Origin of the sequence: Micromonospora sp. NPDC049274, from assembly GCF_040678875.1 — a bacterium.
Lineage (GTDB): Bacteria > Actinomycetota > Actinomycetes > Mycobacteriales > Micromonosporaceae > Micromonospora.
Map to the genome: position 1 here is coordinate 488,508 of NZ_JBFAQS010000003.1, position 23,647 is coordinate 512,154.

The 23,647-nt window shown below is 71.2% G+C and carries 21 protein-coding genes; 14 read left to right on the forward strand and 7 right to left on the reverse strand.

Annotated features, from left to right (window positions below; translation table 11 throughout):
- The first annotated feature begins 57 nt into the window (after positions 1–57).
- Both AB0K10_RS08700 and AB0K10_RS08705 read left to right on the forward strand, forming a co-directional pair.
- Complete coding sequence (locus AB0K10_RS08700; RefSeq protein WP_363681297.1) at positions 58–4,425, forward strand: HAMP domain-containing protein; 4,368 nt, start codon at positions 58–60, stop codon at positions 4,423–4,425.
- The gene (locus tag AB0K10_RS08705; RefSeq protein ID WP_363681299.1) at positions 4,422–4,976 is read left to right on the forward strand and encodes a response regulator; all 555 of its coding nucleotides are present in this window, start codon (positions 4,422–4,424) and stop codon (positions 4,974–4,976) included. Before AB0K10_RS08700 ends, AB0K10_RS08705 begins: the two co-directional genes overlap by 4 nt.
- Before the next feature lie 9 nt (positions 4,977–4,985).
- On the opposite strand, the gene AB0K10_RS08710 is transcribed toward AB0K10_RS08705, so the two are convergent.
- Positions 4,986–5,483: a helix-turn-helix domain-containing protein gene (locus AB0K10_RS08710; RefSeq protein WP_363681301.1), complete on the reverse strand. Its 498-nt coding sequence runs from the start codon at positions 5,481–5,483 to the stop codon at positions 4,986–4,988.
- Positions 5,484–5,575: 92 nt separating this feature from the next.
- Here AB0K10_RS08710 and AB0K10_RS08715 point away from each other — a divergent pair, with 92 nt between their 5' ends.
- Both AB0K10_RS08715 and AB0K10_RS08720 read left to right on the forward strand, forming a co-directional pair.
- A complete protein-coding gene (locus AB0K10_RS08715) occupies positions 5,576–6,472 on the forward strand; it encodes an ABC transporter ATP-binding protein (protein WP_363681303.1) in 897 nt (298 codons plus the stop codon).
- The gene (locus tag AB0K10_RS08720) at positions 6,469–8,082 is read left to right on the forward strand and encodes an ABC transporter permease (protein WP_363681305.1); all 1,614 of its coding nucleotides are present in this window, start codon (positions 6,469–6,471) and stop codon (positions 8,080–8,082) included. The genes AB0K10_RS08715 and AB0K10_RS08720 overlap by 4 nt, the downstream gene beginning before the upstream one ends.
- A 162-nt stretch (positions 8,083–8,244) precedes the next feature.
- Here AB0K10_RS08720 and AB0K10_RS08725 read toward each other — a convergent pair whose 3' ends face one another.
- Positions 8,245–8,580 (reverse strand): STAS domain-containing protein, encoded by a 336-nt coding sequence (locus tag AB0K10_RS08725; protein ID WP_007454492.1) that lies wholly within the window; start codon positions 8,578–8,580, stop codon positions 8,245–8,247.
- A gap of 164 nt (positions 8,581–8,744) precedes the next feature.
- On the opposite strand from AB0K10_RS08725, the gene hemL reads away from it, so the two are divergent.
- From hemL to ccsB, 6 genes are read left to right on the forward strand one after another with little or no spacing between them, the layout of a single operon-like run.
- Positions 8,745–10,100 (forward strand): glutamate-1-semialdehyde 2,1-aminomutase, encoded by a 1,356-nt coding sequence (hemL, locus tag AB0K10_RS08730; protein WP_363681307.1) that lies wholly within the window; start codon positions 8,745–8,747, stop codon positions 10,098–10,100.
- Between the two features lie 45 nt (positions 10,101–10,145).
- The gene (locus AB0K10_RS08735) at positions 10,146–10,793 is read left to right on the forward strand and encodes a histidine phosphatase family protein (protein WP_363681309.1); all 648 of its coding nucleotides are present in this window, start codon (positions 10,146–10,148) and stop codon (positions 10,791–10,793) included.
- Complete coding sequence (locus tag AB0K10_RS08740; RefSeq protein WP_363681311.1) at positions 10,793–11,359, forward strand: TlpA disulfide reductase family protein; 567 nt, start codon at positions 10,793–10,795, stop codon at positions 11,357–11,359. Before AB0K10_RS08735 ends, AB0K10_RS08740 begins: the two co-directional genes overlap by 1 nt.
- Positions 11,359–12,174, forward strand: a complete 816-nt coding sequence (locus AB0K10_RS08745) for a cytochrome c biogenesis protein CcdA (RefSeq protein WP_363681313.1) — start codon at positions 11,359–11,361, stop codon at positions 12,172–12,174. The genes AB0K10_RS08740 and AB0K10_RS08745 overlap by 1 nt, the downstream gene beginning before the upstream one ends.
- Positions 12,174–13,829 carry a cytochrome c biogenesis protein ResB gene (locus AB0K10_RS08750; protein ID WP_363681315.1) on the forward strand — a complete coding sequence of 552 codons (1,656 nt, stop codon included), beginning with the start codon at positions 12,174–12,176 and terminating at the stop codon, positions 13,827–13,829. Before AB0K10_RS08745 ends, AB0K10_RS08750 begins: the two co-directional genes overlap by 1 nt.
- Positions 13,829–14,806, forward strand: coding sequence for a c-type cytochrome biogenesis protein CcsB (gene ccsB / locus AB0K10_RS08755; protein WP_363681317.1), 978 nt, complete (start codon positions 13,829–13,831; stop codon positions 14,804–14,806). Before AB0K10_RS08750 ends, ccsB begins: the two co-directional genes overlap by 1 nt.
- A 70-nt stretch (positions 14,807–14,876) precedes the next feature.
- Here the strand turns inward: ccsB and AB0K10_RS08760 are convergent, their stop codons facing one another.
- From AB0K10_RS08760 to AB0K10_RS08770, 3 genes are all read right to left on the reverse strand, one after another.
- Positions 14,877–16,235 carry a hypothetical protein gene (locus AB0K10_RS08760; protein WP_363681319.1) on the reverse strand — a complete coding sequence of 453 codons (1,359 nt, stop codon included), beginning with the start codon at positions 16,233–16,235 and terminating at the stop codon, positions 14,877–14,879.
- A gap of 104 nt (positions 16,236–16,339) precedes the next feature.
- Positions 16,340–16,588 (reverse strand): hypothetical protein, encoded by a 249-nt coding sequence (locus tag AB0K10_RS08765; RefSeq protein ID WP_363681321.1) that lies wholly within the window; start codon positions 16,586–16,588, stop codon positions 16,340–16,342.
- Between the two features lie 559 nt (positions 16,589–17,147).
- Entirely contained in the window at positions 17,148–17,624 is a 477-nt protein-coding gene (locus AB0K10_RS08770) for a MarR family winged helix-turn-helix transcriptional regulator (protein WP_363681323.1), read from the reverse strand.
- 97 nt (positions 17,625–17,721) lie between these two features.
- Between AB0K10_RS08770 and AB0K10_RS08775 the strand changes: the two genes are divergently transcribed.
- Positions 17,722–18,276 carry a carboxymuconolactone decarboxylase family protein gene (locus AB0K10_RS08775; protein WP_363681325.1) on the forward strand — a complete coding sequence of 185 codons (555 nt, stop codon included), beginning with the start codon at positions 17,722–17,724 and terminating at the stop codon, positions 18,274–18,276.
- Positions 18,277–18,400: 124 nt separating this feature from the next.
- On the opposite strand, the gene AB0K10_RS08780 is transcribed toward AB0K10_RS08775, so the two are convergent.
- Positions 18,401–19,276: an alpha/beta hydrolase gene (locus tag AB0K10_RS08780; RefSeq protein ID WP_363681327.1), complete on the reverse strand. Its 876-nt coding sequence runs from the start codon at positions 19,274–19,276 to the stop codon at positions 18,401–18,403.
- Between the two features lie 223 nt (positions 19,277–19,499).
- On the opposite strand from AB0K10_RS08780, the gene AB0K10_RS08785 reads away from it, so the two are divergent.
- The gene (locus tag AB0K10_RS08785) at positions 19,500–20,960 is read left to right on the forward strand and encodes a menaquinone biosynthesis decarboxylase (protein WP_363681328.1); all 1,461 of its coding nucleotides are present in this window, start codon (positions 19,500–19,502) and stop codon (positions 20,958–20,960) included.
- On the forward strand, positions 20,960–21,871 hold the full coding sequence (gene mqnP / locus AB0K10_RS08790) for a menaquinone biosynthesis prenyltransferase MqnP (RefSeq protein ID WP_363681330.1): 912 nt from the start codon (positions 20,960–20,962) through the stop codon (positions 21,869–21,871). Before AB0K10_RS08785 ends, mqnP begins: the two co-directional genes overlap by 1 nt.
- Before the next feature lie 8 nt (positions 21,872–21,879).
- Here mqnP and AB0K10_RS08795 read toward each other — a convergent pair whose 3' ends face one another.
- Entirely contained in the window at positions 21,880–22,842 is a 963-nt protein-coding gene (locus AB0K10_RS08795; RefSeq protein WP_363681332.1) for a terpene synthase, read from the reverse strand.
- A gap of 161 nt (positions 22,843–23,003) precedes the next feature.
- Between AB0K10_RS08795 and AB0K10_RS08800 the strand changes: the two genes are divergently transcribed.
- Positions 23,004–23,633, forward strand: a complete 630-nt coding sequence (locus tag AB0K10_RS08800) for a UbiX family flavin prenyltransferase (protein ID WP_363681334.1) — start codon at positions 23,004–23,006, stop codon at positions 23,631–23,633.
- Positions 23,634–23,647 lie beyond the last annotated feature (14 nt).

Sequence of the window (23,647 nt, forward strand, 5' to 3'; positions counted from 1 at the left end):
ATATGGGGTGCCGGTGTGTCCGTACGGGCACGGCGCCCCCGAGTTGAGCGAGGAATGATGACCACGGCGAAGCAGTCGGTCGCGGACCCGTCCGCGCCCGACCACGAGGCGCTCCTCGGTGAGTTGACCGAGGCGCTGCGACGAATCGGTCGCGGCGACCTGAAGGTCCGGCTTCCCCGCCGCGCCGGCGCTGCCGGTGAGGTGGCGGACGCCTTCAACGAGGTGGTCTCGCTCCAGGAGCGGCAGTACCTGGACCTGCGGCGGATCTCCCGGATCGTCGGTCGGGACGGCCGGCTCACCGAGCGGCTCGACGACGAGGGGCTGGACGGCTCCTGGGCGGAGGGGCAGCGGGCGATCAACTCGCTGATCGACGACCTGGGCCGGCCCACCACCGAGATCGCCCGGGTCATCGTGGCGGTCGCGGACGGCGACCTGTCCCAGCACATGGCGTTGGAGATCGACGGTCGGCCGCTGCGCGGTGAGTACCTGCGCATCGGGCGCACCGTGAACACCATGGTCGACCAGCTCTCGTCGTTCTCCAACGAGGTGACCCGGGTGGCCCGCGAGGTGGGCACCGAGGGCAAGCTGGGCGGCCAGGCCGACGTCCGGGGCGTCGCCGGCACCTGGAAGGACCTCACCGACTCGGTGAACACCATGGCGTCGAACCTGACCGGCCAGGTGCGGTCGATCTCGCAGGTGGCGACGGCGGTGGCCAAGGGCGACCTGTCGCAGAAGATCACGGTCGGCGCGCGCGGTGAGGTCGCCGAGTTGGCCGCCACGATGAACTACCTCACCGACACGCTGCGGCTCTTCGCCGAGCAGGTGACCCGGGTGGCCCGCGAGGTGGGCACCGAGGGCAAGCTCGGCGGCCAGGCCGAGGTGCCGAACGTGGCGGGCACCTGGAAGGACCTGACCGACAGCGTCAACTCGATGGCGTCGAACCTGACGGCCCAGGTCCGCAACATCGCCCAGGTGTCGACTGCGGTGGCGCGCGGTGACCTCTCGCAGAAGATCACCGTGGCGGCGCAGGGCGAGATCCTGGAGCTGAAGGACACCGTCAACACGATGGTGGACCAGTTGTCGTCGTTCGCCGACGAGGTGACGCGGGTGGCCCGTGAGGTGGGCATCGAGGGCAAACTGGGCGGTCAGGCGCAGGTGCGCGGCGTTTCCGGCACCTGGCGGGACCTCACCGAGAACGTCAACCAGTTGGCCGGCAACCTGACCAGCCAGGTCCGCAACATCTCCCAGGTCTCCACGGCGGTGGCGAAGGGCGACCTGAGCCAGAAGATCACCGTGGACGCGCAGGGCGAGATCCTGGAGCTGAAGAACACCGTCAACACGATGGTCGACCAGTTGTCGTCGTTCGCCGACGAGGTGACGCGGGTGGCCCGCGAGGTGGGCACCGAGGGCAACCTGGGCGGTCAGGCCCAGGTCAAGGGCGTCAGCGGTACGTGGCGGGATCTGACCGACAACGTGAACTCGATGGCATCGAACCTGACCAGTCAGGTCCGCAACATCGCCTCGGTGACCACGGCGGTGGCGAAGGGTGACCTGTCGCAGAAGATCACGGTGGACGCGCGGGGCGAGATCCTGGAGCTGAAGTCGACTGTCAACACGATGGTCGACCAGTTGTCGTCGTTCGCCGACGAGGTGACCCGGGTGGCCCGCGAGGTGGGCACCGAGGGCAAGCTCGGCGGCCAGGCGCAGGTACGCGGGGTCGCCGGCACCTGGCGGGACCTGACCGACAACGTCAACTCGATGGCCTCCAACCTGACCGCCCAGGTCCGCAACATCGCGCAGGTCTCCACGGCGGTGGCGAAGGGTGACCTGTCGCAGAAGATCACGGTGGACGCGCGGGGCGAGATCCTGGAGCTGAAGTCGACTGTCAACACGATGGTCGACCAGTTGTCGTCGTTCGCCGACGAGGTGACGCGGGTGGCCCGCGAGGTGGGCACCGAGGGCAAGCTGGGTGGCCAGGCGCAGGTGAAGGGCGTCTCCGGCACCTGGCGGGACCTGACCGACAACGTCAACTCGATGGCGTCGAACCTGACCAGCCAGGTCCGCAACATCGCCTCGGTGACCACAGCCGTGGCGAAGGGCGACCTGAGCCAGAAGATCACCGTGGACGCGCAGGGCGAGATCCTGGAGCTGAAGTCGACCGTCAACACGATGGTCGACCAGCTGTCGTCGTTCGCCGACGAGGTGACGCGGGTGGCCCGCGAGGTCGGCATCGAGGGCAAGCTGGGCGGTCAGGCGCAGGTCAAGGGCGTCTCCGGCACCTGGCGCGACCTCACCGAGAACGTCAACCAGCTCGCCTCGACGTTGACCACGCAGTTGCGGGCCATCGCCCAGGTGTCCACGTCGGTGACCCGCGGTGACCTGACCCAGCGGATCGCGGTCAAGGCGCAGGGCGAGGTCGCCGAGCTGAAGGACAACATCAACCAGATGATCGTCACCCTCCGGGAGACGACGAAGAAGAACGCCGAGCAGGGCTGGCTCGACTCCAACCTGGCCCGCATCGGTGGCCTGTTGCAGGGCCAGCGGGACCTGGGCGAGGTCTGCCGCATGATCATGACGGAGGTGACTCCGCTTGTCGACGCCCAGCTCGGCGCCTTCTTCCTGGCCGACGACACGGACGGCAGCATGCGGCTGCGGTTGACCTCGTCGTACGGGTACGTGGCGCGCGGGCACGACGTCACCTTCGGGCCGGGTGAGGGGTTGGTCGGCCAGACCGCCCTGTCGCGCCGGACGATCCGGGTCAGCGCCTCCCCGAACAGCCGGCTCACGCTGCGCTCCGGCCTGGCCGAGACGCCACCGTCCGACCTGGTGGTGCTCCCCGTGCTGTTCGAGGGCGAGCTGCTCGGGGTGATCGAGTTCGCAAGCGTGGCCGCCTTCTCCGAGCTGCACCTGTCGTTCCTGGAGCGGCTGGTGCTCACCATCGGCATCGCTGTCAACACCATTCAGGCGAACCGTCGTACGGAGGAGCTGCTGGCCCAGTCGCAGCGGCTCGCGCACGAGATGCAGGAGCAGTCGGCGGAGTTGCAGCGCACCAACGCCGAGCTGGAGGAGAAGGCGACGCTGCTCTCCGAGCAGAAGGGCAACATCGAGACCAAGAACCGGGAGATCGAACTGGCTCGGCTCGGCCTGGAGGAGAAGGCGCAGCAGCTCACGCGGGCCTCGGCGTACAAGTCGGAGTTCCTGGCCAACATGAGCCACGAGCTGCGTACGCCGCTGAACTCGCTGCTGTTGCTGGCCCGGCTGCTGGCGGAGAACTCGGAGCAGAACCTCAACCCGAAGCAGATCGAGTTCGCCCGGACCATCCACAGCGCCGGCTCGGACCTGCTCTCGCTCATCGACGACATCCTGGACCTGTCCAAGATCGAGGCCGGCCGGATGGACGTCGAGCCCACCGAGATCCGTTTCACGGAGATCCGCGGCTACGTCGAGCAGGCGTTCGCCCCGCAGGCCGAGGAGAAGAACCTCGACTTCCAGGTACGCGTGAGCAAGGACCTGCCGCCGGCGTTGGTCACCGACGCGCAGCGGTTGCAGCAGATTCTGCGCAACCTGCTGTCCAACGCGGTGAAGTTCACCGACAACGGCGCGGTGACGTTGCGGATCGCCCCGGCGGCGGAGAACGCGGTGTTCGACGTGCCGGCGCTCACCAACGCCCAGCAGGTGATCGCGTTCACCGTGATCGACACCGGCATCGGCATCTCCGACGACAAGCTGTCGATCATCTTCGAGGCGTTCCAGCAGGCGGACGGCACGACCAGCCGCCGCTACGGCGGCACCGGCCTGGGACTGTCGATCAGCCGTGACCTGGCCCGCCTGATCGGCGGCACCATCACCGTGTCGTCGGCGCCCGGGCAGGGTTCGACGTTCACGTTGTTCGTGCCGCAGGTGCTGGCGCCGGACGCGGTGGTCGCGCCCCAGTCGCCGTCGCCGCAGCGTGCCGGCCTGCCGTCGTCGCTGCTGATGCCGCCGCTGGAGCTGCTTCCGGCCCGGCCGGAGGCGCCGGCCACCCGCCAGTTGGACGGCGCCACAGTGCTGATCGTGGACGACGACGTCCGTAACGTCTTCGCTCTGACCAGCGCGTTGGAGCTGCACGGCATGACCGTGCTGTACTCGGACAACGGGGCGGACGGCGTCCGCCTGCTGGCCGAGCACCCGGAGGTGGACATCGTGCTGATGGACGCCATGATGCCGGACCAGGACGGCTACGAGACGACCCGCCAGATCCGCCGTAACCACCGGTTCGCCGACCTTCCGGTCGTGTTCCTGACCGCGAAGGCGATGCCTGGTGACCGCGAGTCCGCGCTCGCGGCCGGGGGAAGCGACTACATCACCAAGCCGGTCGACCTGGACGACCTGATCGAGCTGATGTCGTCCTGGATCAGTGGCAGCCGGACCGAGGAGACTTCGTGACCCAGATGGCCAAGGCGCTGCTCGTGGACGACCGCCGGGAGAACCTGATGGCCCTGGAGGCGATCCTCCAGGGCCTGCCGGTTCAGTCGGTGGCGGTGGAGAGCGGCGAGGCGGCGCTCAAGCAGCTGCTGGTGGACGACTTCGCGGTGATCCTGCTGGACGCGCAGATGCCGGACATGGACGGCTTCGAGACGGCCGGCCACATCAAGCGCCGGGAGCGGACCCGGCACGTGCCGATCATCTTCCTCACCGCCGCCGACCGGGACGCCCAGCTCGCGCTCCGGGGCTATCAGGTGGGCGCGGTGGACTACCTGACCAAGCCGTTCGATCCGTGGGTGCTGCGGGCCAAGGTGTCGGTCTTCGTCGAGCTCTGGGTGAAGACCCGGCAGTTGGCCGCCCAGTCGGACCTGGTCCGGGAGCGCGACACGCAGTGGCGGCGGCTCACCGACGCGGTCGACGAGGCGACCACCCTGCTCCGCTCCGATGACCAGGAGTCGCGGGGCCGTGCGGTGGAGCTGCTTGAACAGGCGCGCTGGGGCAGCTCCGCCTGACCGGGCCGATCAGGCCTCGCCGGGGCGTAGGTGGCCGGTCTGGGCCCGGCGGATCCGCCAGCGCTCACCCAGCGAGTCGATCTCCTCCTGCACGAAGATGAAGAAGTCGCGCATCTCGGCCACCCGCTCGCCGGCCGGCGTCTCCGGGCCCTTCAGGGCGACCACACCGCCCTCGGCCGCATCGATGAACGTCTTGTAGATCGCGGTCTTGGTGATGGTCCCCTCGTACCAGGGATTGTCGGGCATCCGGTAGCGATCGCGGCGGGACCTGGGGACCGGCTCGCGGATCAGCATGCCGAACTGGGTGAGATAGCGGACCGCGCCGCTGACCGCCGCCGCGCTGACCCCGAGCCGCTCGCCGATCTCCGCGGCCGTGAGTGGGTCGTCCGCGCTCATCACGGTGAACAGCACCCGGGCTGCCATTCGCGGGAAACCGACCTCGGCAAAGGTCAGGGCCATCCGCTCGACGAAGAGGTGCACCGGGTCGTGGCCGTCGCCGGTTGCCATGGTGGTCCCCTCCTGCGTGGTGGTGTGAGCCTCGATGCTGCCCAGATCTCACTGTCTTCACAACTTTGTGAAACGAGTGTAGCTTCCGATATATGGAAACTCCGATTTCGGTGTCCGGCCTGGTCAAGACCTTCGGCCGGACCCGGGCGCTGGACGGCCTGGACCTGACCGTCCGCGCCGGCGAGGTGCACGGCTTCCTCGGCCCGAACGGCGCCGGCAAGTCGACGACGATCCGGGCACTGCTCGGCCTGCTGCGGGCGGATGCGGGCGACGTCCGCCTGCTCGGCGGCGACCCGTGGCGCGACGCGGTGGCCCTGCACCGCCGGCTGGCGTACGTGCCGGGCGACGTGACGCTCTGGCCCAACCTCTCCGGCGGCGAGGTCATCGACCTGCTCGGCCGGATGCGCGGCGGCCTCGACCCGGCCCGCCGAGCCGAACTGCTCGACTCCTTCGAGCTGGACCCTCGCAAGAAGGGCCGGGCGTACTCCAAGGGCAACCGGCAGAAGGTCGGCCTGGTGGCCGCCCTCGCGTCGGACGTCGAACTGCTCATCCTGGACGAGCCGACCTCCGGTCTGGACCCGCTCATGGAGGAGGTCTTCCAGCACTGGGTACGCCGGGCCAAGGCGGACGGCCGCACCGTGCTGCTCTCCAGCCACATCCTGGCCGAGGTGGAGGCGCTCTGCGACCGGGTGACGATCATCCGCAACGGGCGGGACGTGGAGACCGGCACCCTGAGCGAACTGCGGCACCTGCGCCGCACCTCGATCGAGGCCGAGCTGACCGGCCCGGTGGACGGGCTGGGTCAGCTCTCCGGCGTACACGACCTGCGGGTGGACGGGCAGCGGGTGCGCTTCGACGTGGAGGACGTCGCGCTGGACGTCGCTTTGCGTCGGCTCACCGAGATCGGCGTACGGAGCCTGGTCAGCCAGCCGCCGACGCTTGAGGAGTTGTTCCTGCGGCACTACCAGGCCGAGCAGGTGCGGTCATGACCGCGTTCACAGGCACCCGGCACCTGGTGCGGCTGATCCTGCGGCGGGACCGGGTCGTGCTGCCGATCTGGGTCCTCCTGCTTGCGGTGCTGCCGGCCAGCTACGCCGCCACGTACGCCGAGCTGTACCCGACCGCCGCCGAGCGCGCCGCGTACCTGGCCGGCACGGCGAGCAACCCGTCGATCGTCGCCCTGCTCGGGCCGGTGTTCGGCGACAGCGTCGGCGCGCTCACCGTCCAGCGGGCCGGTCTGCTGGTGTTGATCGCCGCGCTGGTAAGCGTGCTGATGGTGGTGCGGCACACCCGCACCGAGGAGGAGGCCGGCCGGCGGGAGCTGCTCGGCGCGACGGTCCTCGGCCGGTACGCCGGTCTGACCTCGGCGCTGCTGGTGACGTACGCCGCGAATGTGCTGCTCGGCCTGCTCATCGCCGGCGGTCTGGTCGCGGCGGGTATGCCCGGCGCGGGTTCGCTGCTCTTCGGCGGCGGGTTGGCGCTCACCGGCGTCGCCTTCGCCACGGTCGGCGGCCTGGCCGCTCAGCTCACCGAGAGCGCCGGTGGCGCGCGCGGCATCGGCCTGGGTGTGCTCGGGCTGGCCTTCGTTCTGCGGCTGGCGGGCGACGCCGGAGGGTCCGGCGGCGCCGCTGGAAAGGCCGAGTGGCTGAGCTGGCTCTCACCGCTGGGCTGGGCGCCCCGGGGGCGGGCCTTCGCCGGTGAGCGCTGGTGGGTGCTGCTGCTGCCGGTGCTGTTCGCCGCGGTGGTCGCGCTCGTCGCGTACCCCGTCTCGGTGCGCCGGGACCTCGGCGCGGGGGTGCTGCCGCAGAGGCTCGGCCCGGCCGCCGCCGGTCCGGGGCTCGCCGGTCCGTTCGGCCTGGCCTGGCGGCTGCACCGGGGCCAACTGCTCGGCTGGACCGTCGGCTTCGGGCTGCTCGGTCTGGTGCTGGGCGGCGCGGCGGACGCGGCCGGCGAAGCGGTGCAGGGCAATGAACAGATCGCCGAGATCATGGCCCGGCTGGGTGGCACGTCGGCGCTCGCCGAGGCGTACCTCGGTGGCACGTTGAGCCTGACCGCGCTGGCCGCAGCCGGATATGGCATCCAGGCCGCGCTGCGAGCGCGGGCGGAGGAGACCGCCGGCCGGGCCGAACCGCTGCTCGCCACGGCGGTGAGCCGGACCCGCTGGCTGGCGGCGCACCTGCTCTTCGCGCTGCTCGGCCCGGTGGTGGTGCTGGCCGTGGCCGGCCTGACGACCGGGCTGGCGTACGGCCTCAGCGTGGGCGACGTCGGCGGGGAGCTGCCCCGACTGGTCGGTGCCGGGCTGGCCCAGGTGCCGGCGGCGTGGGTGCTCGCCGGGCTCGCGGCGCTGCTGGTGGGCTGGCTGCCCCGGTTCTCCTCGGCGGCCTGGGCGGTGCTCGCCGGCTGCCTGCTGCTCGGTCAGCTCGGCGCGGTGCTGAAACTGAGCCAGTGGGCGCTGGACCTGTCCCCGTTCACGCACACCCCACAGGTCCTCGGCAACAACTGGACAGCCACCCCACTGGCCGTGCTGACCGCCCTGACGGCGGCCCTGCTGGCCCTGGCCCTGCGCACGTTCCACACCCGGAACATCCCCACCCCCTGACCCGGCCTCCGGGCCTGTGGAGCAGGTTGATCATGAAGTTATTGCCGACAAATGGGACGGAAGTTGGCGATAACTTCATGATCAACCCCAGGGCCGGCGGGGTCAGGCCGGGGTGGGGAGGGGTGGGGTGGGGTGGGGTGGGGTGGGGTGGGGTGGGGTGGGTTAGCCCGTTGGTTGGTCGTTGCGGATCATCAGGGCGCTGCGTAGGCCGGTGATGTCCAGGACGCGGATCAGGAAGTCGCCCACGTGGGTGAGCATCAGCAGGCTCTGCGCGTGACTGGCCTTGCGGCTGAGCACCACGAGCGTCCCCAGGCCCTGCGAGTCGCAGAAGGTGACGCCGCCGAGGTCGAGCACGATCCGCGGAGGCGGGTCGGCCAGCACCTCGTTGACCACGGTGCTGAGCTGGGCGGCCGTGAGCATGTCGATCTCACCGGCCAGGCGCAGCACTGCTTCGTCGCCCGTCCGGTGTAGCGTGATGGACAGTTCGGCACGATCCACCCGGTCAGCCTAGCGCGATCCAGCCGACCCGGCCTGTTGAGGCCGCGAGCCGCCGCCCAACCGGTGTTCGGGCTGGTGACGGGCACCGGCAGTGGGTGAGCCTGGTAACCCCGGCCCGGGGTGGCTGCCGGTTGACCGTCCGGCGCTGACACAATGGCGGCATCGTGACCGACATCGTTTCCGCCGGAAGTGGCCGTTACCCGGCCGACGCGCCGGCTTCCGAGGCCCTGTTCGACCGCGCCCGCGCCATCGTGCCGGGCGGGGTGAACTCCCCCGTGCGCGCCTTCCAGGCGGTCGGCGGCACCCCGCGATTCATGGTCCGTGGCGAGGGCCCGTGGCTGTACGACGCCGACGGTCGCCGCTACGTCGACCTGGTCTGCTCATGGGGGCCGCTGATCCTCGGGCACGCCCACCCCGAGGTGGTGGAGGCCGTCCAGGCCGCCGCGGCCCGGGGCACCAGCTTCGGCACGCCCACCCCGGGCGAGGTGGAGCTGGCCGCCGAGCTGGTCGACCGGACCCCGATGGAGCAGGTGCGCCTGGTCAACTCCGGCACCGAGGCCACCATGTCGGCGATCCGGCTGGCGCGCGGCTTCACCGGCCGCTCCAAGATCGTCAAGTTCGCCGGCTGCTACCACGGGCACGTCGACGCGCTGCTCGCCTCCGCCGGGTCCGGCGTGGCCACCCTGGGCCTGCCCGACTCGCCCGGCGTGACCGGCGCGGCGGCCAGCGAGACGATAGTCCTCCCGTACAACGACATCCGGGCCGTCGAGGAGGCGTTCGCCGCCGAGGGCCCGCACATCGCCGCGGTGATCACCGAGGCCGCCGCCGGCAACATGGGCGTGGTGGCGCCCCGCGACGGGTTCAACCAGCAGCTCGCCCGGATCGCGCACGCCCACGGCGCCCTGCTCGTGGTGGACGAGGTGATGACCGGGTTCCGGGTCTCCCGCGCCGGGTGGCACGGCCTCGACGCCTCCGATGCCGACCTGTGGACGTACGGCAAGGTCATGGGTGGTGGCCTGCCGGCCGCGGCCTTCGGCGGGCGCGCGGACATCATGGCGCGTCTCGCGCCGGCCGGCCCGGTCTACCAGGCCGGCACGCTCTCCGGTAACCCCCTCGCGTGCGCCGCCGGTCTGGCGACCCTGCGGCTCGCCGACGACGCGCTGTACCGCAAGCTCGACGACACGGCCGCCGTCGTGGGCAAGCTGGCGTCCGACGCGCTGGCCGCCGCCGGGGTCCCGCACCGACTGTCGTACGCGGGCAGCATGTTCTCGATCTTCTTCACCGACGCCGACGTCGTGGACTACGACAGCGCCCGCACGCAGCAGGTGCCCGCGTTCAAGGCGTTCTTCCACGCGATGCTCGCCGCCGGCGTCTACCTGCCGCCGAGCGCGTTCGAGTCGTGGTTCGTGTCGGCGGCGCTCGACGACGCCGCTCTGGAGCACATCGCCGCGGCGCTGCCCACGGCGGCGAACGCGGCGGCAGCGGCGGGTCACGGGGGTTGGCGTGCGCGCGAGGAGTGAGCCGGTTTTGCGAGCCCCGCAGTCGCGAACAAAGGGGACACAGCCTTGAGCAAGACGGTGGTCCACGTGCTCCGGCACGGCGAGGTGCACAACCCCGACCAAATCCTGTACGGCCGGCTGCCCGGTTTCCGCCTGTCCGAGCTGGGTGTGCAGATGGCCAAGGCCGCCGCGGAGGGCCTCGCCGAGCGGGAGATCGTGCATGTGGTGGCCAGCCCGCTGGAGCGCGCCCAGCAGACGGCCGAGCCGATCGCGGCCCAGTTCGGGCTGCCGGTCGGGGTGGACGAGCGGCTGATCGAGAGCGCCAACTGGTTCGAGGGCAAGAAGGTGTCCCCGGGTGACGGGTCGTTCCGCGACCCACGCAACTGGTGGGTGCTGCGCGACCCCGTGACCCCGTCCTGGGGTGAGGCGTATCGGGTGATCGCCGAGCGGATGTTCGCCGCCGTGCACGCCGCCCGGGTCGCCGCCGAGGGGCGCGAGGCGGTGTTGGTGTCGCATCAGCTCCCGATCTGGACGCTGCGTCGCTACGTGGAGCGCAAGCGGCTCTGGCACGACCCGCGCAAGCGGCAGTGCGGGCTGGCGAGCCTGACGTCGTTCCACTTCGACGGCGCCAAGGTGGCGGGCATCGGCTACAGCGAGCCGGCCGCGCACCTGATCGCCCTCTCCGCGACAGCCCGGACGGCCAAGGGGGCCTGATGACCGCCCGGAGGTGGACCGCGGGTCTGCTCGCCACCGTCGCCGCGGTGGCGCTGGCCGGCTGTTCCTCCGGGGGCGGCGAGGAGAAGCGCTGCACCAGCGACGGCCTCACGATCACCTGCGCTCCGGACCAGCGGTCGAAGACCCCGAAGATGAGCGGCGACCTGCTCACCGGCGGCCAGTACGACGTCTCCCAGGCGCGCGGCCAGGTCGTCGTCGTCAACTTCTGGGGTTCCTGGTGCGCGCCCTGCCGTGCGGAGGCCGACGATCTGGAGGCCACCTACCAGGCCACCAAGGCGTCCGGGGTGACCTTCCTGGGGGTCAACGTGCAGGACAGCAAGGACAAGGCGATCGCCTTCGAGCAGGGGCGAGCCACCTATCCGAGCATCTTCGACCCGTCCAGCCGCCAGGCCCTGAACTTCGACATCCCGCCCAACACCACACCGGCGACAGTGGTCCTCGACCGTGACGGCCGGATCGCCGTGGTGATCCGTCGTGCCGTGACGCAGGACGAGCTCAGGCCGATCGTCGAACGGATCGCGGCCGAGAAGCCGGCGTCGAACTGATGGGCGAGACCTTCCAGGAGCTGGCCCTGAGTGGGCCGCTGGTGCTCGCCATCGGCGCGGCGGCGCTCGCCGGGCTGGTCAGCTTCCTCTCCCCGTGCGTGCTTCCCCTCGTTCCCGGCTACCTCTCGTATGTCACAGGTCTGGCCGGCGCCGACCTGGAGGGCCGCCGGCCGGCTGTCGATCCTGCACCGGCCACCGGCGGCGTCGCGGTCAGGGAGCGGACGGCGTCGGTCGCGGTCAAGGGTCGGGTGCTCGCCGGGACCCTGCTCTTCATCGCCGGCTTCACAGTGGTCTTCGTCGCCACCGCGATCCTCTTCGCCGGGATCGGTCGGATCTTCTTCGACTACAAACGCGAACTGCAGATCGGCATCGGCGCGCTGATCATCCTGCTCGGCCTGGGCTACCTCGGCATGATTCCGGCGCTGCAACGCGAGTTCCGCATCTCCCGGCTCCCGTCGGCCGGCCTGCTCGGCGCACCCGTGTTCGGCGCGGTCTTCGCGCTCAGTTGGGTGCCGTGCACCGGTCCGACGCTCGGCGCGGTGATGGGCATGGCCGCCACCAGCGGTCAGAGCGACCGCGCCGTGGTGCTCGCCGTGGCGTACTGCCTCGGACTGGGGATACCGTTCGTCGTCTTCGGGCTGGGCTTCGAGCGCCTGCTCGGAGTCTTCCGCGCCATCAGGCGCAACAGCCGCTGGGTCACCCGGGTCGGCGGCGCCCTGCTCATCCTGATCGGCCTGGCGCTCGTCACAGGCGGATGGCAGAGCTTCGTGATCTGGTTGCAGACCACCGTCGGGGTGGGCGAGGTGAGCATCTGATGACTGTCGTCGACGACCGACCGGAGACCGTGGCCCCGGCGCCCCGGCGCCGGCCCAACCGGCTGCTGGCCCTGCTGCGCAACTCGTGGCGGCAGCTCACCAGCATGCGTACGGCGCTGATCCTGCTCTTCCTGCTGGCGATCGCCGCGATCCCCGGTTCGGTGCTGCCGCAGCGCGGGATCAGCCCGGAGAAGGTCAACCAGTACTTCACCGACCACCCGGACTGGGCGCCCCGACTGGACCGGATCGGCGCGTTCGAGGTCTTCGGCTCGGTCTGGTTCTCCGCGATCTACCTGCTGCTGTTCGCGTCGCTGATCGGCTGCATCACGCCCCGGCTGCGCGACCACTTCCGGGCGCTGCGTTCCCGGCCACCTGTCGCGCCGAAGCAGTTGGCGCGACTGCCGCAGCACGCCGTACTGCCCGCCCCGGCCGGTGGCGCTGCCGCCGTCGCCGAGGTGCTGCGCAAGCGCCGCTGGCGGGTCGAGGTCCGCGGCGACGAGGTCTCCGCCGAGAAGGGCTACCTCAAGGAGACCGGCAACCTGCTGTTCCACACCTCGCTGATCGCGGTGCTGATCGGTGTGGCGCTCGGCTCGTGGTACGGCTGGAGCGGCAACCGGCTGCTCGTGGCCGGCGCGGACAACGCGTTCTGCAACACCCGCCAGCAGTACGCCGAGGCCAAGCTCGGCCCCCGCGTCGACAGCGCCGACCTGCCCCGCTTCTGCCTGCGGCTGGACGACTTCCAGGCCCGGTTCCTGCCGTCCGGCCAGCCGGAGTCCTTCAACGCCCGGGTGACAGTCGACGGCCCGGACGAGCCGACCCGCAGCGCGGACTTCTCGGTGAACTCGCCGCTGCGCCTCGCCAACGCGAGTGTCCACCTGCTCGGCCACGGGTACGCCCCGGTGATCCGCTACACCGACCGGTTCGGCAACAGCCAGGTCAGTGACGAGCCGTTCCTGGCGACCGGTGACAGGGGCCTGACCGGCGAGGGAGTGGCCCAGTTCCCGGACGCCAACGTCGACCCGGCCACCGGCAGGCGGGCACCGGACCAGCAGGTGGCGTTCAGCGGCATCTACCTGCCCACGGCCCCGCAGCAGGGCCCGTTCGTCCGCTCGGAGTACCCGACCGAGCGCAACCCGGTGCTGAACCTGGTCGCCTACCGGGGCAATCTCGGCCTGGACGCCGGCATCCCCGGCTCGGTCTACCAGCTCGACCAGCGGCAGGTACGCAACGGCAAGGTCAAGGAGATCGGCAGCAAGCTGCTCCGCAAGGGCGAAACCTGGACGCTTGACGACGGCAGCAGTGTCCAGTTCCTGGGCACCGAGCGGTACGTCACGCTCTCCATCCGGCACGACCCCGGCTCGCTGCCGCTGCTGCTGAGCTGCGCCACCCTGCTGGTCGGGCTGATGGGCTCGCTGTTCGGTAGGCGTCGCCGGGTGTTCTTCCGGGTGGCGTCGACCGACCCCGGGAACGGATCTCCGACGGGCGGTAGTAGCTTGATGGAGGCCGGTGGGTTGCCGCGCACCGACTATCCAGGGTTCGCCGACGAGTTCGCCCAGCTCGTCACCGCCGTGAGCGGTGCCGACCGGGCTGCCGAGCGGGCCGGCACCGACGCTGACTCCAGCGACCGGGCCGGCGTGCGAGAAGGGACCGAGTGATGTCCGCGCTCTCCGACAATCTGGTGACCTTCGCGATCCTGACGTACCTGATCGCGATGATCAGCCATGCCGTCGAGTACGCGCTGGGCAACGCGCGTACCCGGGTCGCCGTGGCGTCGCCCGCCCGCGAGCTGGTGGGTGCGGGGGTCGGCGGTGGCGGCGGCGTCACCCCGGAGCCACCCGCGCCGGTCCCGCCGACCGCCGATGCCTCGACACGTCGGGCACGAATCGCCGGCCTGATCGCGGTGGGGGCCACCGCGCTCGCCGCCGTGCTGCACCTCGCGGCGCTTGTCACCCGCGGTCTCGCGGCGCACCGGATGCCCTGGGGCAACATGTACGAGTTCGTGCTCACGGTGACGTTCATCGGGGTCGCGGCCTGGCTCGTGGTGCTCTGGAAGCGCCCGGCGCTGCGCAAGCTCGGGCTGTTCCTGACCCTGGTGATGGTGCTGCTGGTGGCCACCGCCGAGCTGGTCCTGTACGTGCCGATCGTGCCGCTGGTGCCGGCCCTGAACTCGTACTGGTTCGTCATCCACGTCTCGACGATCGTCTTCGCGTCCGGCATCTTCCTGCTCGGCGCGGTGCCGGCGGTCGGCTTCCTGATGCGCAACGGGTACGAGCAGGGCAAGCGGAGCTTCCCGTACTCCCTGGCGAAGCGGCTGCCCGGCGCTGTCGGCCTGGAGCGGTTGACCTTCGCGCTGCACGCGTTCGCGTTCCCGGTCTTCACGTTCGCGGTCATCGCCGGCGCGATCTGGGCCGAGGCGGCCTGGGGCCGGCCGTGGGGCTGGGACCCGAAGGAGACCTGGGCGTTCATCTCCTGGGTGGTCTACGCCGGCTACCTGCACGCCCGCGCCACGCCCAGCGTCAAGCGCAACGTGGCCACCTGGCTCGCGGTGCTCGGCTTCCTCACCATGCTGATGAACCTGTTCGGCGTGAACATCTTCTTCACCGGCCTGCACTCGTACGGCGGGCTGAGCTGACCCGACCAACGAAAATCGGGCCGGCCACGGAGTTCTCCGTGGCCGGCCCGATCTCGTTGTGGTGACTTGGTCAGCTCAGCGTGACCGGGGCGATGTCGTTGCCCGGGTTGTCGTCCACCCGGGGGTAGCGGCCGTACGGCTGAACCTCTCCGGCTGATCCGGTGTTGCTGTCGATCCGCAGATCGAAGGTGACAGTGATGCTGGTCCCGGCGGGGAACACTGCTCTCGGGCCGTAGCAGAACCAGGTGCGCGTGGGTGCTTCCCCGTCCTCCTCGCCGCCGGTCGGCGCGCAGCCGGGGTGAGCCAGCACGGTTACCCCGGTGGGCGGGGTGAAGTAGAACGACCCGACCGTGTCGCCGGAGTTCGTGCCATCCGGCACGCCCGGCCCCTCGTTACGGATGCCCACGGTGACCCGGACGGTGTCGCCGACGGCACCGGTGACAGCGGCCCCCTGGGCGACGATGTCGAAGGCGCCCCGGATTTCGCGCAGGTAGCTCTGCCCGCCGGCGCCGGCCACCTCGACCGGAATCACGCCGAGCGGCTTTCCGACCGGCCGCAGCCGCAGCGCCTGGTCGGCCTCGCGGTGCTTGAGCCGCACACCGCTCGGGAGCGGCCCGGCGGTCGCCAACGGCTCCACGAGCTGGGTGATCCGCTTGTCGCCGAGCGTGGCTGGGCCGACAGTGGTGGCGAACCCGTCACGCAGCTCGTGCCGCTGACCCGCCGCGAACGTGCCCCGCACGGTGCAGACGACCACTGTGGCGAGCACCTGGTCGGTGCCGTACCGGCAGTTGCGGTAGCTCGCGGGAACCAGGCCCACCGCGAAGCGCATGGTGAGCCGCAGGTCGACGGCCGGCTGGTCACCGGCGTTGACGACGGCCACCGGAACGGGGCGCGTGTCGCCCACCTCGACGCCGCTGACGTACTCGTCGACCATGTCGAGCAGGTCGGGACCGGACCGGACGGTGATCGTCGCCTGCTGGGCGTACGCCTCGGTCTGCTCGCCGAGCGCCGTGTAGTCGAGGGTGCCGCTGGCGCCGTCGGCGGCACCGGGAGCGGCCCGGAACACCACAGGCACGACGCCGGTGAGCGTGCCGTCCTCGTCGACGGCGCTAGGTGGCATCGGGCAGGTGACCGAGGTGCCCGCGGTGACACACCACTCGGGGAAGCTTGCCGTCGCGACTCCCGCCAGGCCGGTCAGGTCGATCGTCACCCGGGGCTGGGTGGCCCCGGTGCTGCGGAGGTCGAGCGGCACCGTGCGGCCGGGAGCGCCGGGGCCGCCCACAGTGACGTCTCCGAGCCAACCGCTGACCCAACCGGGGTCGTCGCCCGCCGCGGCGGGCGATGCCGCCACGCCGACCCCCGCAGAGGCCACGACGAGCGCGGCCAGGCCGCGCAGGAACCGGCCACGCGTAACGCGCACAGATCTCATCGATCTCCTTGGTGAGGGATGAACCGGTCGGAAGAAGCCGGGGCTGCTCGCCCACGGCCCGACCGGCACCCCTGATCCTAGAGATCACCTGTGACAGTTTTCGATCAGTCGACAGGACCGCGATGGCCGTCGGAAAGCCGCTCTATTGGGGACGGACGCCCGGGTCGCCACGCGCGCAGCGCCCGCTCGACCTGGATCGTGACCTGGTACGACACCTCCGGCAGGTCGGCCAGCTCGATCCGTTCCCCGCGCAACGCCACCTGCGCGTGCAGCTCCCGGGCGATGGCGTCGCGCAGCGCGACCAGCAGGGGCGACAACCCGTCCGGGTCGCCGACGACGTACGCGTCCGACATGGATCCACCTTGCCCCGAGCCGGTGTGGCACGCCAGGGCTGGTGAGATGTGCCCGCCGCGCTTGACCCGGACACGGTCGGCCCGCACGTCGGCTTCGGCTTCGGCGTCCGCGGCAATGGCGCGGTGCCTCGCGCCCGGCGCCCGTTGATCCACTCGACTTTCAGGAAGTCGTGGTGTCCGCGCCCGGTCGGCGTTTGATCCACTCGGTTTCCGTGAACTCGCGGTGTCCTGCTGACCGGAGGCACCGACTTCAAGGAACCCGAGTGGATCTTGTCGTGGCGGCCTCCGAATTGAGGAGTCGGGCCGGGTGACGCCGACGCGGCGGTCGTGCTGGGTGGTCGGGTGCGGCGGTCGGGCTGGGTGGTCGGGTGCGGCGGTCGGGCTGGGTGGTCGCGGTGCGGCGGTCGGGCTGGGTGGTCGGGTGCGGCGGTCGTGCTGGGTGGTCGGGTGCGGCGGTCGGGCTGGGTGGTCGCGATGTGGCGGTCGGGCGTCGGGCAGGCGCTGGCGCGGCGGTCGGTCCGGGTAGACGCCGGCGCGGCGGTCGGTGCGGCAATCGCGGTCAGCCGCCGAACCAGCCGGGCACGTCGAGGCGGAACCAGTTCGCCGCTGCCATGGTGCGCAGGTCGTCCTCCAACGCGTCGACCCGGTCCGCGCCAAGGGTGTCGGCCCACCGCTCGCGCAGCCGGTCGAAGACCTCGGCCGAGCGGCGTAGCCCGTCGGCGCCGCGCGGGGTCACCCGGACCAGCCGGCGACGGGCGTCGGAGGGGTCGTCGACCCGTTCCAGGTAGCCGACGGCGACCAGCCGGTCCACCGTCTTGCCGGCGGCCTGCTTGGAGATGCCCAGCCGCTGACCCAGCTCAGTCGCGGTGGTGCCGTCGGCGCCGACGGCCTGGAGCACGAAGCCGTGCAATGGCCGCAGCTCAGGATGCCCCTGGCGGGCCAACTCGGCGTGCAGGTCGTCGATCAGGGTGCGGAAGCCGGCCAGCAGCAGCAGGGGCAGCACGAAGCCGGGCCGGGCGGGCTCAGGGGTTGCCATATTCGACAACCACGTTTACTATTTCGTCAACCACGTTGACTATCGTACGGGATGCGGCACCGGCCCTCCCGACCGACGCTGCCGAAAGCAGGTACCCATGTCCGTCTTCACCGAGCACACCGCCGAAACCGCCCCCGCCGCCGCACGTCGGGCCGTCGAGGGGGTGCAGGGCCGGTTCGGCTGGCTGCCGACCCCGGTGGCGCTGATGGCCGAGTCGCCGCAGCTGCTCACCGGCTTCCTCACCGCAAGCGCGGGCTTCGAGCAGACCGACCTCGCACCCCTGGAGCGGGAGGTGGTCATCCTGGCCGTCGCCACCACCCACGAGTGCCACTTCTGCGTGGCCCTGCACACCGGCAAGCTCACACGGATCGGGGCGTCCGACGAGCTGATCGCCGCGCTGCGTTCCGCCACCGAGCTGCCCGAACCGCGGCTGGAGGCGCTGCGCCGGTTCACGCTGGCCGTCCTGGAGTACCGGGGCGCGGTGCCTGACGACCAGTTGGACGACTTCCTGGCCGCCGGCTACCAGCCCCGGCACGCGCTGGACGTGGTGCTTGGCGTCGGGGCGTACACGATGTCGACCTTCGCCAACCGGCTCACCCGCGCCCCACTCGACCCGCCACTGGCCGCCCACGCCTGGACTCCCGCAGCCTGACCGGGATGGCCGAGGGTCGGGTAGCGCCGGCCACGCCCGGACGCCTCCCGCCCGACCGGGGATGGCCGAGGGTCAGGCGGCACTGCCCGCCTGGACGCCGCCGCCTGATCCGAGTGGTCCAGGATCAGGCGGCCTGCAGGAAGTCGCGCAGCAGGGCGAGCATCTCGTCCGGGCGCTCCTCGTACAGCCAGTGCCCGCAGTCCTCGATCACCTCGCCGCGGACGGTGTCGGCGTACCTGCGGACCTGTTCGGCGATCTGTCCACCGAGGCTGGCCGCCGCGCCGACGGCCAGCACGGGCATCTCGAGCTTCATCTCCCGGTACGCCGCGTTGTCGGCGACGTCCTGCTCGAACGCCCGGAAGTGGGCGAAGCTGGCCCGCAGATGCGCCGGATCACGCAGGTGGCTGGCGAACTCCTCGATGTCGGGCGCGGCGATGCTGCCCTTGCGCACCATCAGCGCGTCGGTGAACCGGTCCACCCAGAGCGACTCCCGCCCACTGACCATGTCCTCCGGGAGCCCGTTGCCGAGGGAGAAGAAGCCGAAGTTCCACACCCCCGGCCCGGCCTGGGTGAGCGCGGGGAAGGTGTAGATGCTCTCGTCGGGGATCGGCGCCTCGCTGAGCACCAGTCGACTCACCCCCTGCGGATGGGCGGCGGCGTAGGCGTACGCCACCATGGTCCCCAGGTCGTGCCCGACCAGCCGGAGGTCGCCGACCAGGCCGAGTTGGTCGAGCAGGCCGTGCAGGTCGGCGGCGACGGTCTTCTTGTCGTACCCGCCGGCCGGTGCGTCGCTGCCCCCGAAGCCGCGCAGGTCGGGCGCTACCACCTCGAAGGAGCGGCCCAGCTCGGGCAGGAGGTGTCGCCACATGTACCAGCACTGCGGGTAGCCGTGCAGCAGCACCAGTGGCGGGCCACTGCCGCCCCGGACGTAGTTCATGGTGATCTGGCCGACCCGCGCCCGTTGCTCGGTGAACCCCGCCGGAACCCGCTCGCCGCTCATTGCCGCCTCCGTCCGCCGGCTGCCCGGCTACCCGCTCAACCGCCCGCCAATCCCGAGAGGTGTGGGTTGATCCACTCGCCTTCCTTGAAGTCGCGGTGTCCTGCGGCCGGGGACACCACGGTTTCCTGGAAGCCGAGTCGATCAAGGATGCTGGCCCGGTCATCGCGGGTGTCACACCACCCGGCCTGGGCCGTGCGGGAGCCGGTGCGGGAGACTGGGCGACATGGCGGCTCGTGGCTTCCCGTACACCGATCTCAAGGACTTCCTCGCGGCGCTGGAGCGCGCGGGGGAGCTGCGGCGGGTCGACGTCCCCGTCGACCCCACCCTGGAGATCAGCGAGGTGGTCACCCGCACGGTGCGCGCCGGCGGGCCGGCGCTGCTCTTCGAGCACCCCACCCGGGGTGAGATGCCGGTGGCGATCAACCTGTTCGGCACCGAGAAGCGGATGGCGATGGCCCTCGGCGTCGACTCGTTGGACGAGATCGGCGCCCGCATCGGCGCGCTGGTCAAGCCGGAGCTGCCGGTCGGCTGGTCCGGCATCCGCGAGGGCCTCGGCAAGGTCATGCAGCTCAAGTCGGTGCCGCCGCGCAAGGTGAAGACCGCGCCCTGCCAGGAGATCGTCTACCGCGGTGACGACGTCGACCTGAACCGGCTGCCCGGGTTGCAGGTCTGGCCCGACGACGGCGGGATCTTCCACAACTACGGGCTGACCCACACCAAGCACCCGGAGACCGGCAAGCGCAACCTGGGCCTCTACCGGCTCCAGCAGCACGGCCGCAACACGCTGGGCATGCACTGGCAGATCCACAAGGACTCGACAGCGCACCACGCGGTCGCCGAGCGGCTCGGGCAGCGCCTGCCGGTCGCGATCGCGATCGGTTGCGACCCGGTCGTCTCGTACGCGGCCAGCGCGCCGCTGCCCGGTGACATCGACGAGTACCTGTTCGCCGGGTTCCTGCGCGGCGAACGGGTGGAGATGGTCGACTGCCTCACCGTCCCACTGCAGGTGCCGGCGCACGCGCAGATCGTGCTGGAGGGCTACCTGGAGCCCGGCGAGCGGCTGCCCGAGGGGCCGTTCGGCGACCACACCGGCTACTACACCCCTGTCGAGCCGTTCCCGGTGCTGCACATCGAGGCGATGACCATGCAGCGCAAGCCGGTCTACCACTCGATCGTCACCTCGAAGCCGCCGCAGGAGGACCACGGCCTCGGCAAGGCAACCGAGCGGATCTTCCAGCCGCTGCTCAAGCTGATGATCCCGGACATCGTCGACTACGACCTGCCGGCCGCCGGGGTGTTCCACAACTGCGCGATCGTGTCGATCCGCAAGCGCTACCCGAAGCACGCGCAGAAGGTCATGAACGCGATCTGGGGCGCGCACCTCATGTCGCTCACCAAGTTGATCGTGATCGTCGACGAGGACTGCGACGTGCACGACTACAACGAGGTCGCCTTCCGTGCCTTCGGCAACGTCGACTACGCCCGCGACCTGCTGCTCACCGAAGGCCCGGTGGACCACCTGGACCACTCGTCGTACCAGCAGTTCTGGGGCGGCAAGGCCGGCGTCGACGCGACCCGCAAGCTGCCCACCGAGGGCTACACCCGCGGTTGGCCGGAGGAGATGAGCATGGCCCCGGAGGTCACGGCCCTGGTCGACAAGCGCTGGAAGGAGTACGGGATCTGATGGCCGTCATCGACGCACCCGTGGAGAAGCCGGGCCGGGTCAAGTCCTTCCTCAAGCTCGTCACGATCGAGCATTCCGTGTTCGCGTTGCCGTTCGCGTACCTGTCGGCCCTGACCGCCATGCAGGTCAACGGCGGGCACGTACGGTGGCTCGACCTGCTGCTGATCACCGTGGCGATGGTCGGGGCGCGGACGTTCGCGATGGCCGCCAACCGGATCCTCGACCGGCGCATCGACGCCCGGAACCCGCGTACCGCCGGACGGGAGCTGGTCACCGGGGCGGTGAGCGTGCGGACGGCCTGGACCGGCGCGGCCGTCGCCCTGGTCGTCTTCCTCGCCGCCGCCGCCCTGCTCAACCCGCTCTGCCTGGTGCTGGCGCCGCTCGCCGTGGTGCCGCTCGTCGTCTACCCGTACGGCAAGCGGTTCACCAACTGGCCGCACGCCATCCTCGGGATCGCCCAGGCGGTCGGCCCGGTCGGCGCCTGGCTGGCCGTCACCGGCACCCTGGACGGCTCCTGGCCGGCCTGGCTGCTCGGCTTGGGGGTCGGGCTGTGGATCGGCGGCTTCGACCTGATCTACGCCTGCCAGGACTCCGAGATCGACCAGGAGATCGGCGTGCACAGCGTGCCCGCCCGGTACGGCAGGCGCTTCGCCCTGCACGCCTCCACCGTCGCGCACGTGGTGACGTTCGGGCTGTTCATCTGGTTCGGCGCGCTTATCGGGTTCGGCTGGCTCTGGTGGATCGGGCTGGCGTTGACGGCTGTCGCGTTCGCCTACCAGCACCTGGTGGTCAGCCCGACCGACCTCAGCAAGGTCAACCGGGCGTTCTTCACCGCCAACGGCTTCGTCGGCATCGCGCTGTTCGTGTTCGCACTGCTCGACCTGGTGATCCGCCTCGACCTGCGCCCCTAGGGCCAGGTCTAGGCGTTTGTCGGGTAGCGGGCGCTCTCCAGCGTCCAGTCGATGGTGCCGCGCACCGCGTACGCGACCCCGTCGAGATGGTCGGTGACCGCCTCGTCCAACGCCGGCCCGAACGACGGCACGGCGGCGCGGAGCGCCTCGAACTGTCGCATCGACTCCCGCCAGCGCTCGGCCACCCGGTCGACCGCCTCCGCCGCCGACACGCCCCACTCGGCCTGCGTGGCCAGGACCAGGTTGTGCCCGCCCGAGGTGGCCCGATCCCGGTCCAGCGAGGCCAGGTCGTTGTACCAGGAGAGCAGGTCGTTGCCGGTGCGCGCGATCTGCCGCAGCAGCGGGTGGTGGTAGACCGGGTCGGGCAGCGGCCGGCCGGTGACGAACTCCACAAGCGGGTACGACACCTCGGCCGCCGACGTTTCCCGCCGCAACTCGACGTACTCGTCGACGCTGGGTGGGCGGACGGCCTCCTTGTTGACCGCCTCCCGCCAGGTGCCGTCGAGGTGCCGGGCCACCGCGTCGGCGAAGCGCAGCCGCCACCGGGCCGGCATCCGGCGACGCGGCTCCCGCCAGGCCAGCACCAGCAGCCGCCGCAGCGGACCGGTCAGGCCGCCGTGCCGTAGCCGGGGGCCGTCGTGCAGCAGTGCCAGCGTCCCGTCGCGCAGCGCCCGGATCTGCGCCGGTGCGAGCCGATGCGGGCCGTCGCAGGCGTCGTCGACGAGGAAGAACCAGGTGAAGAGGGCGGTCAGCACGCGCAGGTCGGCTTCGCTGGCATCGGGGTAGAGCCGCCCCGCGTACCGCGCGAAGCCCCCGCGGGCCAACCGGTGCAGTGCGGCGTCGTCAAGTGGCAGACCCAGCTCGGGCAGCAGGCCGAGCAGCCACTGCTGGACCCCGTCCGCGTGCGGCGAGAGCCGGGCAGGAATCGGGCACTCGGCGCGCAGCGCCCAGAGGACCTCGCCGGTCGTCACCGCTGCCTCCCGTGCGATCTGCTCCCGGTGCGAATCGCCACCGGCAGCATGTCAGGTCGCCGGGACAGGGAGGGACCCGCCCGGACATCTCGGACGACACGCGTCGACCGGATCGCGGGGGTGCCCACCGGCCCGCGACGCGGACCAGGCAGGCTGGAGGGATGCGGGAACCATGGGTGATCGGGGTCTCCGGAGCCTCCGGCACGCCGTACGCGGCGGCCGTGGTCGGCGGGCTGCTCGACGCGGGCGAGCCGGTGGACCTCATCGTGTCCCGGGCGGCACGGCTCACCGTGCTCGACGAGACCGGCCTGTCGTTCCGCGACGCGCACTGGGCCGAGGACCTCGCGGCCTGGCTCGACCGGGACCTGACCGACGCGGACGTACGGCACTGGCCGGCGGGCGACCTGGCGGCCGGGCCCAGCAGCGGCTCCTACCGGGTACGCGGAATGGCAGTGGTGCCCGCGAGCACGGCGGCCTGCGCGGGCATCGCGATCGGGCTCTCCAAGGACCTGCTGCAGCGCGCCGCCGAGGTCAACCTCAAGGAGCGCCGACCGGTGGTGGTGGTGCCCCGGGAGACCCCGGTGACCCGCAGCCACCTGGAGCATCTCATCGCGTTGCACGACGCCGGGGCGGTGGTGCTGCCGGCCAGCCCCGGCTTCTACGGCGCGGGCGCGGCGGCCAGCGCGCAGCAACTCGTCGACTTCGTGGCCGGCAAGGTGCTGGACGCGCTCGGCGTGCCACACACCCTGTTCCGCCGGTGGTCGGGCCAGCTGGGCGCGGCCCGGAGCTGAGCCCTCGGCTCAGC

What these genes read in the sequence shown, in the direction of transcription:
- AB0K10_RS08740 (WP_363681311.1), top strand. Translation starts at nt 10,793, where the DNA reads ATGACCGCCCGGAGGTGGACCGCGGGTCTGCTCGCCACCGTCGCCGCG.
- AB0K10_RS08785 (WP_363681328.1), top strand. Translation starts at nt 19,500, where the DNA reads ATGGCGGCTCGTGGCTTCCCGTACACCGATCTCAAGGACTTCCTCGCG.
- AB0K10_RS08745 (WP_363681313.1), top strand. Translation starts at nt 11,359, where the DNA reads ATGGGCGAGACCTTCCAGGAGCTGGCCCTGAGTGGGCCGCTGGTGCTC.
- AB0K10_RS08700 (WP_363681297.1), top strand. Translation starts at nt 58, where the DNA reads ATGACCACGGCGAAGCAGTCGGTCGCGGACCCGTCCGCGCCCGACCAC.
- mqnP (WP_363681330.1), top strand. Translation starts at nt 20,960, where the DNA reads ATGGCCGTCATCGACGCACCCGTGGAGAAGCCGGGCCGGGTCAAGTCC.
- AB0K10_RS08765 (WP_363681321.1), bottom strand. Translation starts at nt 16,588, where the DNA reads ATGTCGGACGCGTACGTCGTCGGCGACCCGGACGGGTTGTCGCCCCTG.
- AB0K10_RS08800 (WP_363681334.1), top strand. Translation starts at nt 23,004, where the DNA reads ATGCGGGAACCATGGGTGATCGGGGTCTCCGGAGCCTCCGGCACGCCG.
- AB0K10_RS08720 (WP_363681305.1), top strand. Translation starts at nt 6,469, where the DNA reads ATGACCGCGTTCACAGGCACCCGGCACCTGGTGCGGCTGATCCTGCGG.
- AB0K10_RS08770 (WP_363681323.1), bottom strand. Translation starts at nt 17,624, where the DNA reads ATGGCAACCCCTGAGCCCGCCCGGCCCGGCTTCGTGCTGCCCCTGCTG.
- ccsB (WP_363681317.1), top strand. Translation starts at nt 13,829, where the DNA reads ATGTCCGCGCTCTCCGACAATCTGGTGACCTTCGCGATCCTGACGTAC.
- AB0K10_RS08780 (WP_363681327.1), bottom strand. Translation starts at nt 19,276, where the DNA reads ATGAGCGGCGAGCGGGTTCCGGCGGGGTTCACCGAGCAACGGGCGCGG.
- AB0K10_RS08775 (WP_363681325.1), top strand. Translation starts at nt 17,722, where the DNA reads ATGTCCGTCTTCACCGAGCACACCGCCGAAACCGCCCCCGCCGCCGCA.
- AB0K10_RS08710 (WP_363681301.1), bottom strand. Translation starts at nt 5,483, where the DNA reads ATGGCAACCGGCGACGGCCACGACCCGGTGCACCTCTTCGTCGAGCGG.
- AB0K10_RS08760 (WP_363681319.1), bottom strand. Translation starts at nt 16,235, where the DNA reads ATGAGATCTGTGCGCGTTACGCGTGGCCGGTTCCTGCGCGGCCTGGCC.
- AB0K10_RS08750 (WP_363681315.1), top strand. Translation starts at nt 12,174, where the DNA reads ATGACTGTCGTCGACGACCGACCGGAGACCGTGGCCCCGGCGCCCCGG.
- AB0K10_RS08715 (WP_363681303.1), top strand. Translation starts at nt 5,576, where the DNA reads ATGGAAACTCCGATTTCGGTGTCCGGCCTGGTCAAGACCTTCGGCCGG.